The organism is Geminicoccus roseus DSM 18922, assembly GCF_000427665.1.
GTDB lineage: Bacteria > Pseudomonadota > Alphaproteobacteria > Geminicoccales > Geminicoccaceae > Geminicoccus > Geminicoccus roseus.
The window spans coordinates 2,680,091-2,694,271 of record NZ_KE386572.1 but is presented as its reverse complement, the minus strand read 5'-3'; the positions used below and the strand labels follow the sequence as shown (position 1 = coordinate 2,694,271).

The 14,181-nt window shown below is 68.4% G+C and carries 10 protein-coding genes; 9 read left to right on the top strand and 1 reads right to left on the bottom strand.

Translation table 11 applies throughout. The features are described 5' to 3' along the window. Positions 1–13: 13 nt before the first annotated feature. On the top strand, positions 14–1,453 hold the full coding sequence (locus GEMRO_RS0113615) for a hypothetical protein (RefSeq protein ID WP_027134432.1): 1,440 nt from the start codon (positions 14–16) through the stop codon (positions 1,451–1,453). A gap of 3 nt (positions 1,454–1,456) precedes the next feature. Further along, positions 1,457–3,205: a gamma-glutamyltransferase gene (ggt, locus tag GEMRO_RS0113610; protein ID WP_027134431.1), complete on the top strand. Its 1,749-nt coding sequence runs from the start codon at positions 1,457–1,459 to the stop codon at positions 3,203–3,205. 33 nt (positions 3,206–3,238) lie between these two features. Here the strand turns inward: ggt and GEMRO_RS0113605 are convergent, their stop codons facing one another. Continuing rightward, positions 3,239–3,814, bottom strand: coding sequence for a TetR/AcrR family transcriptional regulator (locus tag GEMRO_RS0113605; RefSeq protein ID WP_240476684.1), 576 nt, complete (start codon positions 3,812–3,814; stop codon positions 3,239–3,241). A 444-nt stretch (positions 3,815–4,258) separates the two neighbouring features. Here GEMRO_RS0113605 and GEMRO_RS0113600 point away from each other — a divergent pair, with 444 nt between their 5' ends. The 7 genes from GEMRO_RS0113600 (at position 4,259) to GEMRO_RS0113570 (ending at position 14,178) form a co-directional block, all read left to right on the top strand. Further along, positions 4,259–5,419 (top strand): efflux RND transporter periplasmic adaptor subunit, encoded by a 1,161-nt coding sequence (locus GEMRO_RS0113600; RefSeq protein ID WP_027134429.1) that lies wholly within the window; start codon positions 4,259–4,261, stop codon positions 5,417–5,419. Between the two features lie 10 nt (positions 5,420–5,429). After that, positions 5,430–8,585 (top strand): efflux RND transporter permease subunit, encoded by a 3,156-nt coding sequence (locus GEMRO_RS0113595; RefSeq protein ID WP_027134428.1) that lies wholly within the window; start codon positions 5,430–5,432, stop codon positions 8,583–8,585. A gap of 280 nt (positions 8,586–8,865) precedes the next feature. Further along, positions 8,866–9,870, top strand: coding sequence for an ABC transporter permease (locus GEMRO_RS0113590; RefSeq protein WP_407645431.1), 1,005 nt, complete (start codon positions 8,866–8,868; stop codon positions 9,868–9,870). Between the two features lie 4 nt (positions 9,871–9,874). Continuing rightward, the gene (locus GEMRO_RS0113585; protein WP_027134426.1) at positions 9,875–10,726 is read left to right on the top strand and encodes an ABC transporter permease; all 852 of its coding nucleotides are present in this window, start codon (positions 9,875–9,877) and stop codon (positions 10,724–10,726) included. 31 nt (positions 10,727–10,757) lie between these two features. Then, positions 10,758–11,726 carry an ABC transporter ATP-binding protein gene (locus GEMRO_RS0113580; RefSeq protein WP_027134425.1) on the top strand — a complete coding sequence of 323 codons (969 nt, stop codon included), beginning with the start codon at positions 10,758–10,760 and terminating at the stop codon, positions 11,724–11,726. Beyond that, the gene (locus GEMRO_RS29560; RefSeq protein WP_035487211.1) at positions 11,723–12,694 is read left to right on the top strand and encodes an ABC transporter ATP-binding protein; all 972 of its coding nucleotides are present in this window, start codon (positions 11,723–11,725) and stop codon (positions 12,692–12,694) included. The genes GEMRO_RS0113580 and GEMRO_RS29560 overlap by 4 nt, the downstream gene beginning before the upstream one ends. A gap of 20 nt (positions 12,695–12,714) precedes the next feature. Then, positions 12,715–14,178 (top strand): amidase, encoded by a 1,464-nt coding sequence (locus GEMRO_RS0113570; RefSeq protein WP_051329047.1) that lies wholly within the window; start codon positions 12,715–12,717, stop codon positions 14,176–14,178. Positions 14,179–14,181 lie beyond the last annotated feature (3 nt).

The window sequence follows — 14,181 nt, the reverse complement described above, 5'->3', positions numbered from 1 at the left end:
GGCATCTGCCCCGATGGACGCGCTCCCGCGGGAGCGCGAACCCGATCACGGCGTCTCCTGCCGATGGCAGGCACGGATCGCCTGGCTCGTCTTCATGCTGGCGCTGGTCCTGCCCTTCGCCATGGCGGCCGCCAGGCATGCCGACTGGACCTGGCCGGCGGCCCAGGCCCTGCTGCGCCAGACCCTGCCCGACGGGTGGAGCCTGATCCAGGCCTGGGGTTCGTTCTACCGAGCGCCCCTGCTTCTCTCGGCCCTGGCGGCTTCCCTGGCGCAGGCCCGGCTCTGGCGACGGATGCCGAGGGCCTGGCCCAGGCAGGCTGCCCTGCGCGCCGGCCTGTTCGCCATCTCCCTTGGATGCATCGTCCTGGCGGTCCAGCAGGTGACCCTCCTGGTGGACCGGGTGGTGGAGCAGCCGTTCATCGAGCTACCCGCCGAAGACCGGGACATCGAGCAGACCTTGCTTGGCCAGCTTGCCCGGGTGGCGGCCGGCACCGACTTCAACACCGTGATTGGCGAGGCCCTGGAGCGGGGGGACGTCAACCATGCGCGGATCCATGTCGAGGCGGCAGGCCTGCTTGGCATCCCGTTGCGGCCGGAGACCATGCTGTCCTTCGCGGAAGCGACCAGCTGGCGGGCGACCATCCTGCGGCAGTCCGTGGAGGTGATGCGCGGCGGTGCCACTGGCCAGAGCGATTCCCTCGGCAGCCTGGCCGGTGCGCTGGCGGTGGACCTCACCCCAGCCGGCGACCTGCGCGACATCGCCTATCAGCTGGGCGTTCCGGACGAGCCCGACCGGTTCGTGCTCGGCTTGTCCGTGTTCGGCCTCAGCCTTACCGCCCTGGCCTTCGTGGTGCCGCAGCAGGCGATCCCCGCCCGCTTCGGCAAGGCGTTCCTGAAGACGGCCGGGCGATTTGCGAAGGTCAGCCCCGGCGTAGGCGCCGATATCCGGCGGATCGGGACGACCCTGGTGGATCTTCCGGCCGCCGGACGGGCCGCCCGCAGCATGGACCTTACCCCGGCTCGCGCCGCCCGCCTCGTACGCCATGAGGTGGCGACGGAACTGGGCCATGTCGGCGGCCGCCTTTATCGCATCCACGCCTCTGCCGGGACTGCCGGCACGCTGGCGGTGCTCAAACAGGCCGACGATCTGGCCGATCTCAGCTTCTATCAGCGGATCGCCAAGGCGATGGGGCCGACGACCGAGGCGGTGCTCACCCTGGTCGGCAAGAACAGCAAGACGGCATTCCGGGTCTATCGTGCCGGGAAAAGGGTCCAGGCGACGATCGGCGGCTGGATGATGGCGCTGCTCACCGGCCTGGGCGGACTGGTGGCATCCCTCTCATCCAGCCTGACCTCGTCCCTTGCCAGGCGTCGGCTGCGCCGTGTTGCCCGGACCGGTGGATACCTGCCGAGGATCGGCCTGCGGACTTCACGTTGGATAGTGGAAGGATAGGCGATGAGCTTGCGCACCACCGGGATCGTGATGCCGCTGGCGATGCTGCTGCTGTTGGCTCCCGCCGCTCCGGCCCAGGAGCCACCGCCGCCGGAAGCGCCGAGTGGCCGGGCCGAACGCGAGGCGGTCACCGCATCCCGGCACATGATCGTGACCGCCAATCCGCTCGCGACCGAGGCAGGCGAGGCCATCCTGGCGCGCGGCGGCAGTGCCGTCGACGCGATGATAGCCGCGCAGCTCGTCCTGAACCTGGTGGAGCCGCAGTCGTCGGGCATCGGCGGCGGTGCATTCCTGCTGCACTGGGACGAGCAGGCCGGCGAGCTGACCAGCTTCGATGGCCGCGAGAAAGCGCCCATGGCGGCCACTCCCGAACTGTTCATGGCCGGGGACGGCACGCCGATGGCATTTGCGGACGCGGTGCCGGGAGGACGTTCGGTGGGCGTGCCGGGAACGCTTGCCCTGATGGAACTCGCGCACCGGCTGCACGGACGCCTGCCGTTCGCCGAACTCGTGGCGCCTGCGGTGCGCCTGGCCGAGCACGGCTTCGAAATCTCGCCGCGTCTGGCCGGCGCCATCGCCGACAGCGCCGCTGAACTTGCCGTGTTCCCGGCGACCCGCGCCTATTTCCTCGACACCGACGGCAAGCCGCGTGCCGCCGGCACGGTCCTGCGCAATCCGGAATTCGCAGCAACCCTTCGCCAGATCGCCAAGGAAGGCAGTGCGCCGCTCTATCGCGGCCGGATCGGCGATGCGCTGGTGGAGACGGTGCGCAGCGCCCCGGTCAATCCCGGCGCGATGACCCGGCAGGACCTCGCCGACTACCGGGTCGTCATGCGGCCCCCGGTCTGCCGGCCTTACCGTGCCTATGAGGTGTGCGGCATGGGGCCGCCCAGCTCGGGCGGCGTCGCCGTGCTGCAGGTCCTGGGCCTGCTGGAGCATTTCGATCTGCCGAGCCTGGGACCGACCGCGGACGGCATGCAGGCACTCGTGGAGGCCTCCAAGCTGGCGTTTGCCGATCGCAACCTGTTCCTGGCGGACGACGATTTCGTGTCGGTGCCGGTGCGGGGACTGCTCGACCAGGCCTACCTGACCAGCCGGGCCCAGCAGATCCGGCTGGACAGCTCGATCGAGAAGGCGGTCGCCGGCAACCCGCCCTGGCGCGAAGCCGGGTTGCTGGCGCCGGACGACAGCGACAAGCTGCCGGGAACGTCCCATCTCGTGGTGGTCGACGACGACGGCAACGCCATTTCGATGACGACGACGATCGAGAGCGGGTTCGGCAGCAGAATGATGGTTGGAGGCTTCCTGCTCAACAACGAGCTGACCGACTTCTCCTTTGCCCCCGAGGAAGGGGGCCGGCCGGTCGCCAATCGCGTCCAGCCGGGCAAGCGCCCGCGCAGCTCGATGGCGCCGACCATCGTGTTCGACGAGGCCGGGGAGCCGGTCCTTCTCATCGGCTCCCCGGGCGGCAGCCAGATCATCGGCTATGTCGCGCAGGCGCTGGTGGCCGTGCTGGACTGGGGCATGAGCCCGCAGGAAGCCGTGGCCATGGGCCATGTGCTGAGCCGCAACGGCCCCGCCGAGCTGGAAGCCGGCACGGAGGCCGCGGCCATGGAGGAAGCCTTGCGTTCCCGCGGCCAGGAGGTCCAGGTCAAGCCGCTCAACAGCGGCCTGCATGCGATCCTGATTGGCGATGAAACGCTCGAGAGCGGCGTCGATCCCCGTCGCGAAGGCGCGGCAAGGGGGCAGTAGGTTGCCGCATCCGCCTCGCCGGGCCCGCCAAGCCTAGGGGCGATCTTCCGTTGGTTTCGCCGAGGCCGCGCGGCGATCCGGCCAGGCCCGCATCGCACAGGCAGCGATGGCACAAAGGGATGCGCGCGAGGCGCCGTCGCGGGCCTGGATCGTCATGCCCTGCAGAACGGTGTCGAAGAAGGCGCCAAGAGCATCGGCGTCGGTATCGGCAGGCAGTTCGCCGGTGGCGATCGCGTCGCGGATCCGGTTCAAGATCCGTCCCGCCGAAGCGGCACGGATCCTGGCCATGACCTCCTTCAGGTGCCCTTCGGCATCGGGACAGTTCATGACGGCAGTGACGACCATGCAGCCGGAGGGCTGGTCCGGGCAGGTGAACTGCTCGGCCACCGAGCGCAGCAGGTTCTCGATCGCGGCACGGGCGGTCGGAGCCTCGGCCAGGATTTGCTCGGCCGCGGCATCGGCCGAACGCTGGTAGCGTTCGACGGCTTCCAGGAAAAGCCGCTCCTTATCCCCGAATGCGCCATACAGGCTGGGTGGATTGATGCCCATCGCGGCGGTGAGTTCAGCGATCGACGTGGCGGCGTAGCCCTGCCGCCAGAACAGCCTCATCGCCTGGTCCAGAGCAATGTCGCGATCGAAGGAGCGAGGTCGTCCCCGTGCCGGGCCGGTCTTGGGGCGGTGGCACGTCTTGGTGGTGGAGGATTCCGGCATCGTGATCCTAGGTATGCTGTGGCTGCTCAAGGACAAGATCACCGGCCACAGCCGGACCAAGCCGGTTTGGCCGGAGAAAGTTTCGCCAGCATCGTTGGTTGAACCTCCGGCCCGGCTTCCCATTTCGTAACGATCGCTAAGATATAGGGATCGGTACGTGCCGACACCGTGCAGCCTCCCTCTCCCCGCGCGGAGACATCCCACCCCGGCTCCATTCCTGAAGGATTCGTACAGGAAAGAATTGACCGGAACTGTCATGGCCCCGCCTATGGCACAGCATGAACTACAGCCGGTGGGCTGCCGCTTGCTCCGAGCTGACGTCGATCCTTCGGAGGACGCTAGATGACGATCGGGAGTATTCGCCGCTTCGGCATTGCCGCGGGCGTGCTGGCGCTCCTCGCCAGCTGCGGCACGGAGGAGGAACAGCAGTCGGCTGCGCCGCCGCCTCCGGAAGTGACCGTCGCCAAGCCCCTGGTGCAGCAGATCGTCGACCGGGACGAGTTCACCGGCCGGTTCAACCCGGCCGCCAGCGTGGACGTCCGCGCCCGCGTCTCCGGCTATCTCGACAAGATCGCCTTCACCGACGGGCAGATGGTCAAGACCGGTGATCTTCTGTTCGTCATCGACCAGCGCCCGTTCCAGAACGCCCTGCATGAGGCGGAAGCCGATCTCGCCAGCGCCAAGGCGAGACAGCAGCTGGCGGTGACCGACCTGGAGCGGTCGCGTGCGCTGGTCTCAAGCTCGGCCGTCGCCAAGGCGACCTTCGATCAGCGCCTGCAGGACAAGCAGATCGCCGATGCCGGCGTCCTGGCTGCCGAGGCTGCCCTCGACAAGGCCAAGCTGGACCTCGAGTTCACGGAGGTGCGGGCGCCCTTGGACGGCCGGATTTCGCGTCGTCTGGTGGATATCGGCAACCTCGTGAGCGGCGAGCCGGCCGCCACCGTGCTCACCACGATCGTGGCGCTCGACCCGATCTATTTCGACTTCGACATGAGCGAGACCGAGTTCCTGGCCTACTCCCGGGCCGCGGCGGAGGGCCGGATGGCTTCCCAGCGCGATGGCAAGGTCGAGGTGGCCCTGCGCCTGCCGGACGAGAAGGAATGGACCCTCACCGGCACGCTCGACTTTCTCGACAACCGGATCGACCCGGCCAGCGGAACCATGCGCGCACGCGCGATCGTGCAGAATCCTGGCCTTTTCCTCACTCCCGGCCAGTTCGGGCGGCTGGGCCTGCCCGGCTCCGAGCCCTACCAGGCAATCCTGGTGCCGGATCGCGCCGTGGTCAGCGACCAGGCGCGCAAGCTGCTGATGACGGTTGATGAAGAAGGCACGGTCCAGGCAAAGGTGATCCGCCCTGGCCCGCTCCATGACGGGCTGCGCGTGGTGCGCGAGGGCATCACCGCCGACGACGACGTGATCATCGACGGGCTGGTCCGCGCCCGGCCGGGGGAGAAGGTCACCCCGCAGGCCGGCACGGTCGAGCTTGCCGCGAACGAAGACTGAGGAACGGCCGATGCGCTTCACCCATGTCTTCGTGGACCGCCCGATCTTCGCGGCGGTCATCTCGATCGTCATCACCATCGTCGGCGCCATCGCCTACTGGGGCCTGCCGGTCGCCCAGTATCCCGAGGTCGCACCGCCGACCGTGACAGTCACCGCCAACTATCCCGGCGCCTCCGCGGAGACCGTGGCCGACACGGTCGCGGCGCCTCTGGAGCAGGAGATCAATGGCGTGGAGGACATGCTCTACATGTCCTCGCAATCCACCGCGGATGGCGCCCTCACCATCACCATCGCCTTCCAGCTGGGTACCGACCTGGATAAGGCGCAGGTGCTCGTCCAGAACCGGGTCGCGATCGCCGAGGCGAGCCTGCCGGAGGAGGTGCGCAGGCTCGGCATCACCACCCAGAAAAGCTCGCCGGACATGCTGATGGTGATCCATCTGCTGGCGACGAACGACAAGGTCGACCTGCTCTATTTGTCCAACTACGCGGTCCTGCAGGTTCGCGATGTCCTGGCGCGCCTGGACGGGGTCGGCGACGTGCGCCTGTTCGGCTCGCGCGAGTATTCGATGAGGGTCTGGATCGACCCGGAGCGCGCCGCTGCCCTCGACCTGACGCCCGGCGAGATCGTCGAGGCTCTGCGCGCCCAGAACGTCCAGGTCGCGTCCGGCATCCTGAACCAGCCGCCGACCACGTCTCCGGGCGATTTCCAGCTCAACCTGGAAACCAAGGGCCGTCTGGTGGAGCCGAAGGAATTCGCCAACATCGTCATCAAGACCGATGGCAGCGGCCGGGTGACCCGGGTCCGCGACGTGGCGCGGGTCGAGGTGGGCGCGGTCGACTATTCCACCATCGGCTATCTGGACGAGGACCAGGCCCTGCCGCTCCTGGTGTTCCAGCGCCCGGGCTCCAATGCGCTGGCGACCGCGGAGAAGCTGCGCGCCACCATGCAGGAGCTCTCCGCCAGCTTCCCGGACGGGCTGGAATACCGGATCGTCTACGACCCGACCGTGTTCATCTCCGAATCGGTGCACGAGGTCTACAAGACCATCATCGAGGCGATCGTGCTGGTCGTGATCGTCGTGATCCTGTTCCTGAAGACCTGGCGCGCGTCGATCATCCCGATCATCGCGATTCCGGTCTCCCTGATCGGCACCTTTGCGGTGATGGCCGCGATCGGCTTCTCCTTGAACAACCTGTCGCTATTCGGCCTGGTGCTGGCGATCGGCATCGTGGTCGACGATGCGATCGTCGTGGTGGAGAACGTCGAGCGCAACCTGGCTGCCGGCATGACGCCCAAGGAGGCGGCGCACAAGACCATGGACGAAGTCGGCACCGCCCTGGTGGCGATCGCCCTGGTCCTGATCGCGGTGTTCGTGCCCACCGCGTTCATCACCGGCATCTCCGGCCAGTTCTACCGCCAGTTCGCGCTCACCATCGCCGCGGCGACCGGCATCTCGCTGATCGTCTCGCTGACCCTCAGCCCCGCGCTGGCGGCGCTCCTGCTCAAGCCGCATTCCGCTCAGGCGAAGCCGAACCTGTTCACCCGCCCGGTCCACGCCTTCTTCCGCGGCTTCGACCGGGTGTTCGACCGGGTGTCCGGCGGCTATGCGGGACTGACCCGGCGCATGGTGCGGATGTCGGCCCTGGTGCTGGTCGTCTATGCCGGGCTGATCGGCCTGACCTGGTACCAGGTGGAACGGGCTCCAGGCGGGTTCATCCCGGAGCAGGACCAGGGCTACCTGATCACGGTGGTCCAGCTGCCTCCAGGCTCCTCCCTGGCCCGCACTGACGAGGTCGTGCGCAAGGTCGCCCAGATGGTGCGGGAAACCCCGGGCGTCGCGCACAGCGTGGCGTTCGCCGGCTTCGATGGCGCCACCTTCACCAACACGCCGAGCGGCGGCGCCATCTTCTCGCCTTTGCAGCCCTTCCCCGAGCGTGTCGCGGAGGGCCTGGACGCCCAGACCATCCTGAACGACCTGCGCCAGCGGCTCGGGGGCGTCCAGGAAGCCATGGTGTTCAGCCTGATGCCGCCGCCGGTCCGCGGCCTGGGCACGGGCGGTGGCTTCAAGATGATGATCCAGGACCGCAACGGCCGCGGCCTGCCGTCCTTGGAGGAAGCCACCCAGGCGCTGGCCCAGGCGGCCAACCAGGAGCCCGGGCTCACCTCGGTGTTCTCCCTGTTCAGCACGAAGACGCCGAAGGTGTTCGCCGACATCGACCGGGTGCAGGCGGAAATGCTGGAGGTGCCGGCGTCCCGGGTGTTCGAGGCGCTGGAGGTCTATCTCGGCTCCGCCTACGTCAACGACTACAACCTCGCCGGGCGGACCTTCCGCGTCACCGCCCAGGCCGACTGGCCCTACCGCCGCGACCCGCGCGACGTGGCGCGGCTGAAGACCCGCAGCGACAACGGCGCCATGGTGCCGCTGGGCTCGGTCGCCAGCTTCCGCGACATCACCGGTCCGTACCGGGTACCGCGCTACAATCTCTATCCGGCGGCGGAGGTGCAGGGCTCCACCCTGCCCGGCACCTCCAGCGCCCAGGCGCTGGACAAGATGGAGCGGCTGGCGACCGACATCCTGCCGACCGGCTTCGCCTTCCAGTGGACCGAGCTGTCCCTGCAGGAAAAGCTGGCGGGCAACACCGCGATCTTCGCCTTCGGGGCTGCGGTGGTGTTCGTGTTCCTGGTGCTGGCCGCCCTCTATGAGAGCTGGCTGCTGCCGCTGGCGGTCGTGCTGATCGTGCCGATGTGCATCCTGGCGGCGATCACCGGCGTGCTTGCCGGCGGGTTTGCCAACGACATCCTGGTGCAGATCGGCCTGGTGGTGCTGATCGGCCTGGCGGCGAAGAACGCGATCCTGATCGTGGAGTTCGCCAAGCAGGCCGAGGAACACGGCATGAACCGGCTGGATGCCGCCGTGGAGGCGGCACGCACGCGCCTGCGCCCGATCGTGATGACCTCGATGGCCTTCATCCTGGGCGTGGTGCCGCTGATGCTCAGTTCCGGCGCCGGCGCCGAGATGCGGCGCACGCTGGGCACCACCGTGTTCGCGGGCATGCTGGGCGTGACCCTGTTCGGGCTGTTGTTCACGCCGGTGTTCTACGTGGTCTGCCGCTGGCTGGCCGGCCGGCGTGGCAAGACCGTGACGGCGCCCGCCGCTTCCTGAGCTAGGCTCGACGCCGGGATCCTCCGCCGCTTGACGGAGGATCCCGGCGCAACGCTTCGGGTGGCGCCGTTCCTGCTTCATTCATGATCACCTGCACGCTCCGGCGGCAGCCTCTCGTTCACGCCGGGCTCTCTGGCCTGCGCAAACTCCTCGAATCCCACATCGACACCACATCGCCTCGCTAAGGCGCCCGGAATGGCATGTCGCTTGCTGCCTCCCTGCCACAAAGGTCGCCTGACCTGGTCCCGCAGCGAGGAGCACTCCCCTGCCCGCCAGCTACATCTTGCGCCGCGTAGCGTCCGCCATCCCCAGCCTGATCGGCGTGATCATCGCGACGTTCCTCCTGTCGCGTGCCCTGCCGGGCGATCCCGCCGTTTATTTCGCGGGCCCGGCCGCCAATGCCGAATCGGTGCGGCAGGTCCGGGAGAGCCTGGGCCTCGACAAGAGCTTGCCGGAGCAGTTCGTCGTGTATGTCCTGGATCTCGCCCGGGGCAGCCTCGGCACCTCGCTCACCACCGGGCAGCAGGTGATGGACGACCTGATCCAGCGCCTGCCGGCTTCGATGGAACTGACCTTCTCCGCACTGATCCTGGCGATCCTGATCGCGGTGCCGCTGGGCGTGTTCGCCGCGGCCCGGCCGAACTCGCTGGTCGACCATTTCTGCCGGGGCGCCGTCACGGTCGCAGCCGCCTTCCCCACCTTCTTCGTCGCCCTGCTGCTGGTCTATGTCTTCTACTACCTGCTGGGCTGGGCGCCCCAGCCCCTGGGCCGGATCGACGAGATCTACTTCGTCGCCCCCGATCCGGTGACGGGCTTCTACCTGATCGACACGCTGATCGCCGGTGACACCGAAGCCTTTCACGGTTCCCTGGCGCAGTTGGTCCTGCCCTCGATCGCGCTCGCCATGTTCGCGCTGGCCCCGATCGCCCGGATGACCCGCGCTGCGATGCTGACGGCGCTGGGCAGCGACTTCGTCCGCACCGCACGCGCCAACGGCCTGGCGGCCTCCACCATCCTGTTCGCCTACGCCTTCCGCAACGCCCTGCTCTCGATCACCAACATCATGGGCATGATCTTCTCGTTCCTGCTCGGGTCGAACGTGCTGATCGAGCAGGTGTTCGGCTGGCCCGGGATCGGGGCCTATGCGGTGAGCGCGGTGATCGCCTCGGACTACGCCGCCGTGCAGGGCTTCATCCTGATGATGGCGGTGATCTACGTGCTGCTGAACCTCGTGGTCGACCTGGTCGCCGGAATGATCGACCCGCGCGTGCGCTTCGAGAGCTGACCGCATGACCCTCGCGACCTTCGCCAAGGACACCCGTCACGCGTTCGGCGAGAACCCGCTGACGCTGCTGGCCTTCGTGATCTTCACCTTCCTGGTGCTCTGCGCGGTGATCGGGCCATCGGTGGTGCCCTACGACCCGCTGATGACCGATTCCCAGGCGCGCATGGTGCCGCCTTCCTGGCAGCACTGGTTCGGCACCGACCATCTGGGCCGCGACATCTTCAGCCGCGTCGTGGTGGCGGCCCGCCTGGACCTGGGCATGGCCGTCACCGCCGTCGCGGTGTCCTTCGTGCTGGGCACGGGCCTGGGAGCCATCGCCGGCTACCGCGGCGGCTTCGTCGACCAGATGATCGGCCGGGTGTTCGACACGATCATGGCATTCCCTTTGTTCGTGCTGGCGATGGGCATCGTGGCGGCGCTGGGCAACAGCGTGGTCAACATCATCATCGCGACCATCATCATCAACCTGCCCTTCTACGGCCGCTATGCCCGAGCCGAAGTGAATGTCCGCCGTGATGCGCCCTATGTCGAAGCGGCGCGAATGGGCGGCAACGGCTCGGCCCGCATCCTCGCCCGGCACATCGTCCCGAACATCCTGCCGCCCATGATGGTGCAGGCTTCGCTCAACATGGGCTGGGCGATCCTGAACGCCGCCGGCCTGTCCTTCATCGGCCTAGGGGTGCGCCCGCCGGAGGCGGAATGGGGGATCATGGTGTCCGAGGGCGCCAGCTATATCTTCTCCGGCGAGTGGTGGACCTTCGTGTTTCCCGGCATGGCGCTCGTGCTGGCGGTGTTCTGCTTCAACCTCCTGGGCGACGGGCTGCGCGACATGATCGATCCCCGGAGGCGCACATGAAGGCGTTGCCTAGGCTGAATGGGAGGTGCTCGTGAGCCAGCCCCTCCTGAATGTCGACCGCCTGTCCCTGGACTTCCGCACCCGTGAGGGCCGGGTGAAGGCGCTCCAGGACGTCTCCTTCCACATCGACCGCGGCGAGATCCTGGGCATCGTCGGCGAGAGCGGCTCCGGCAAGTCCGTGAGCGCCTTCGCGATCATGGGCCTGCTGGAGAACACGGCCGAGATCGGCGGCGGCACGATGCATTTCGCCGGCGCCGACCTGCTCGCACAGAACGGGGCGGCGATGCGGGCCATGCGCGGCCGGGAGATCTCGATGATCTTCCAGAGCCCGCGCACGGCGCTGAACCCGATCCGCAAGGTCGGCAGGCAGATCGAGGACGTGCTGCGCCGCCATGGCCCGGTCACCGGCCGCGACGCCAGGAAGAAGGCGATCGAGGCCCTGGAGCGGGTCCGTATCCCCGATGCCGCACGCCGCTACGATGCCTATCCGTTCGAACTCTCCGGCGGCATGTGCCAGCGGGTCATGATCGCCATGGCGCTGGCCTGCGAGCCGATGCTGCTGATCGCGGACGAGCCCACGACCGGCCTGGACGTCACCACCCAGGCGGTGGTCATGGACCTGATCCGGGAGATGGTCGACCAGACCCGGATGGGGGCGCTCCTGATCACCCATGACCTGGGCCTGGCCGGCGAATACTGCGACCGGATCGTGGTCATGCATGCCGGCCACACGGTCGAGGACGCTCCGACGGAGACGCTGCTCGCCCAGGCGGCGCATCCGTACAGCGCCAAGCTGATCGCGGCGACCCCGGCGGCCGCCGGGGCCATTTCCGACCTGGGCTCGATCCCCGGCGGCCTGCCCGACCTGCGCCGCGCCGACCTGCCGTTCTGCCGGTTCCGCGACCGCTGCGAGCGGCGGATCGAGACCTGCGACGCACAGCCCCTGCCGGTGACCGAGCTTGCCGGCGACCACCTCGTCCGATGCTGGCGGCCTGCATGACCCCCCTCCTCGAAGTACGCGGCTTGCAGAAATTCTACCCGACTGGCGAGGGCAAGAAGCGCGGCACGCTGCATGCGGTCGATGGCGTCGACCTGGTGGTGAACCGCGGCGAGAGCGTGGGACTGGTCGGCGAATCCGGTTGCGGCAAGTCGACCTTGGCCCGCTTGCTTGCCCGCCTCACCGACCCGTCCGGCGGCACGATCCGCTTCGATGGCCAGGACATCGGCGCGATTCCGCTGGGCAAGTTCGTCAGGTCGCCGGAACGCGCTCGCATCCAGGTGGTGTTCCAGGACCCGACCGAAAGCCTGAACCCGCACTTCAAGGTGTTCGAGGCGATCGCCGACCCGATCCGCCTGCTGGTCCGGCCCAGGAGCCGGGCCGAGTTGGAGGAGCGCGTGCGCAAGGCGGTCGATCTGGTGGGATTGCCGCAGGAACTGATCGGCCGCTACCCGCACCAGCTTTCCGGCGGCCAGCGCGCCCGGGTCGGCATTGCCCGCGCCATCGCAGTGGAGCCGGCGCTGCTGATCCTGGACGAGCCGACCTCTGCCCTGGACGTGTCGGTCCAAGCCGTCATCCTGCGCCTGCTGGCCGATCTGCGCGACCGGCTGGGGATGAGCTACCTGTTCGTCTCCCATGACCTGAACGTGGTCCGCCTGCTCTGCGAGCGGGTGGTCGTCATGTATCTGGGCAAGGCCATCGAGACGGCGCCGGCCGAGGAACTCTTCCGCGAGCCGAAGCACCCCTACACGCGCGCCCTGCTGGCTGCGATCCCCGACCCGACCCATCGGGGCAAGCATCCGCCGCGCCTGGAAGGCAGCCCGCGCAGCCCGATTGATCCCGACCCCAGGGTCTGCCGCTTCTACGGCCGATGCCCGATGGGCACGACCGCCTGCACCGAGCAGGCTCCCCTGCTCAGGCCCGCCGGCCGGCAGCACGAGGCTGCCTGTCATTTTGTCTCCGCCGCCTGACCAAGCCACTGGATCCGACGATGTCCTCAAGCACCGACAACGAGATCGCGCGCCTGCCCGCCACGGAGCTGGCGCAGAAGATCCGGACCAAGCAGTTCTCCGCCGCCGAGGTCACTGAGGCAGCACTCCGCCGCATGGAGAAGCTGGAGCCCCACATCCACGCCTACTGCGTGCCCACCCCCGACGTCGCCCGCGCCGCTGCCGCCGAGGTCGACCGCAAGGTTGCGGCCGGCGAGGATCCCGGGCCGCTCGCCGGGGTGCCGATCGGCATCAAGGACCTGGTCGCGACCAAGGGCATCCGCACCGTCATGGGCTCGAAGTTCTACGAGGACTTCGTGCCCGAGGAGGACGACATCGTCGTCGAGCGCCTGACGGACGCCGGCGCCGTCATCCTCGGCAAGACCAACGTGCCGGAGTTCGGCTACAGCGGCGTCGGCCACAACCCGGTGTTCGAGACCACCCGCAATCCCTGGAACCTGGCGCTGACGCCAGGCGGCTCCTCGGCCGGCTCCGGCGCCTCGGTGGCCTGCGGCGTGTCCCCGTTTGCGATCGGCTCGGACGGCGGGGGCTCGATCCGCATCCCGGCGGCCCATTCCGGCCTCTATGGCATGAAGGCGTCGATGGGCCGGGTGCCGCTCTATCCCGGCTGCCGCGACGAGCGATACCCGGGCGTGTCGAGCTGGGAGTCCCTGGAGCATATCGGTCCGATGAGCCGCACGGTGGCCGATTCGGCGCTGATGCTGAGCGTGATCGCATCTGGCCCGGACATGCGTGACCGCTACTCCCTGCCCAGGCCTGACTTCGACTGGAACGAGGTTGCCAAGCCCGCGTCGCTCAAGGGCCTGCGGGTCGCCTACAGCGCCGACTGGGGCTATGCGCCGGTCGATCCCGAGGTGCGCCGCGTGGTGGGCGAGGCCGTGAAGGTCTTCGAGGACCTGGGCTGCATCGTGGAGGAGGCCCATCCCAGCTGGGAGGACCCCTTCCCCTCTTTCTGGACGCTGGTCGCGGCCGAGAGCGACCTCTCCGGCATGCGCAGGATGATCCAGGGCCGCGAGAAGGAGGTTTCCCCGCACCTCCTGGCGCTGGTCAGCAAGGAATGGACCGGCGCCGAGTTCACCGACGCCAAGACCGTGCGCAAGATGGTGGTCAACAAGATGTGGCGCTTCATGCAGCGCTACGACCTGCTGCTCACCCCGACCCTCGCCGTGCCGCCCTTCCCGGTGCACATGCAGGGGCCGGAGATCATCGAGGGCAGGATGGTGACCAGCGGCGACTGGCTAGCGTTCACCTACATCATGAACCTGACGGGCCAGCCCGCGGCCTCCATCCCGGCCGGCTTCACCAAGGACCGCCTGCCGGTGGGCCTGCAGATCGTGGGCCGCCACCTGGACGACCCGATGGTCCTCAAGGCCTCGGCCGCCTTCGAACAGGCGAAGCCCTGGAAGGACTCCTGGCCCCCGCTCGTCGCCGAACTGGGCCTCTGACCC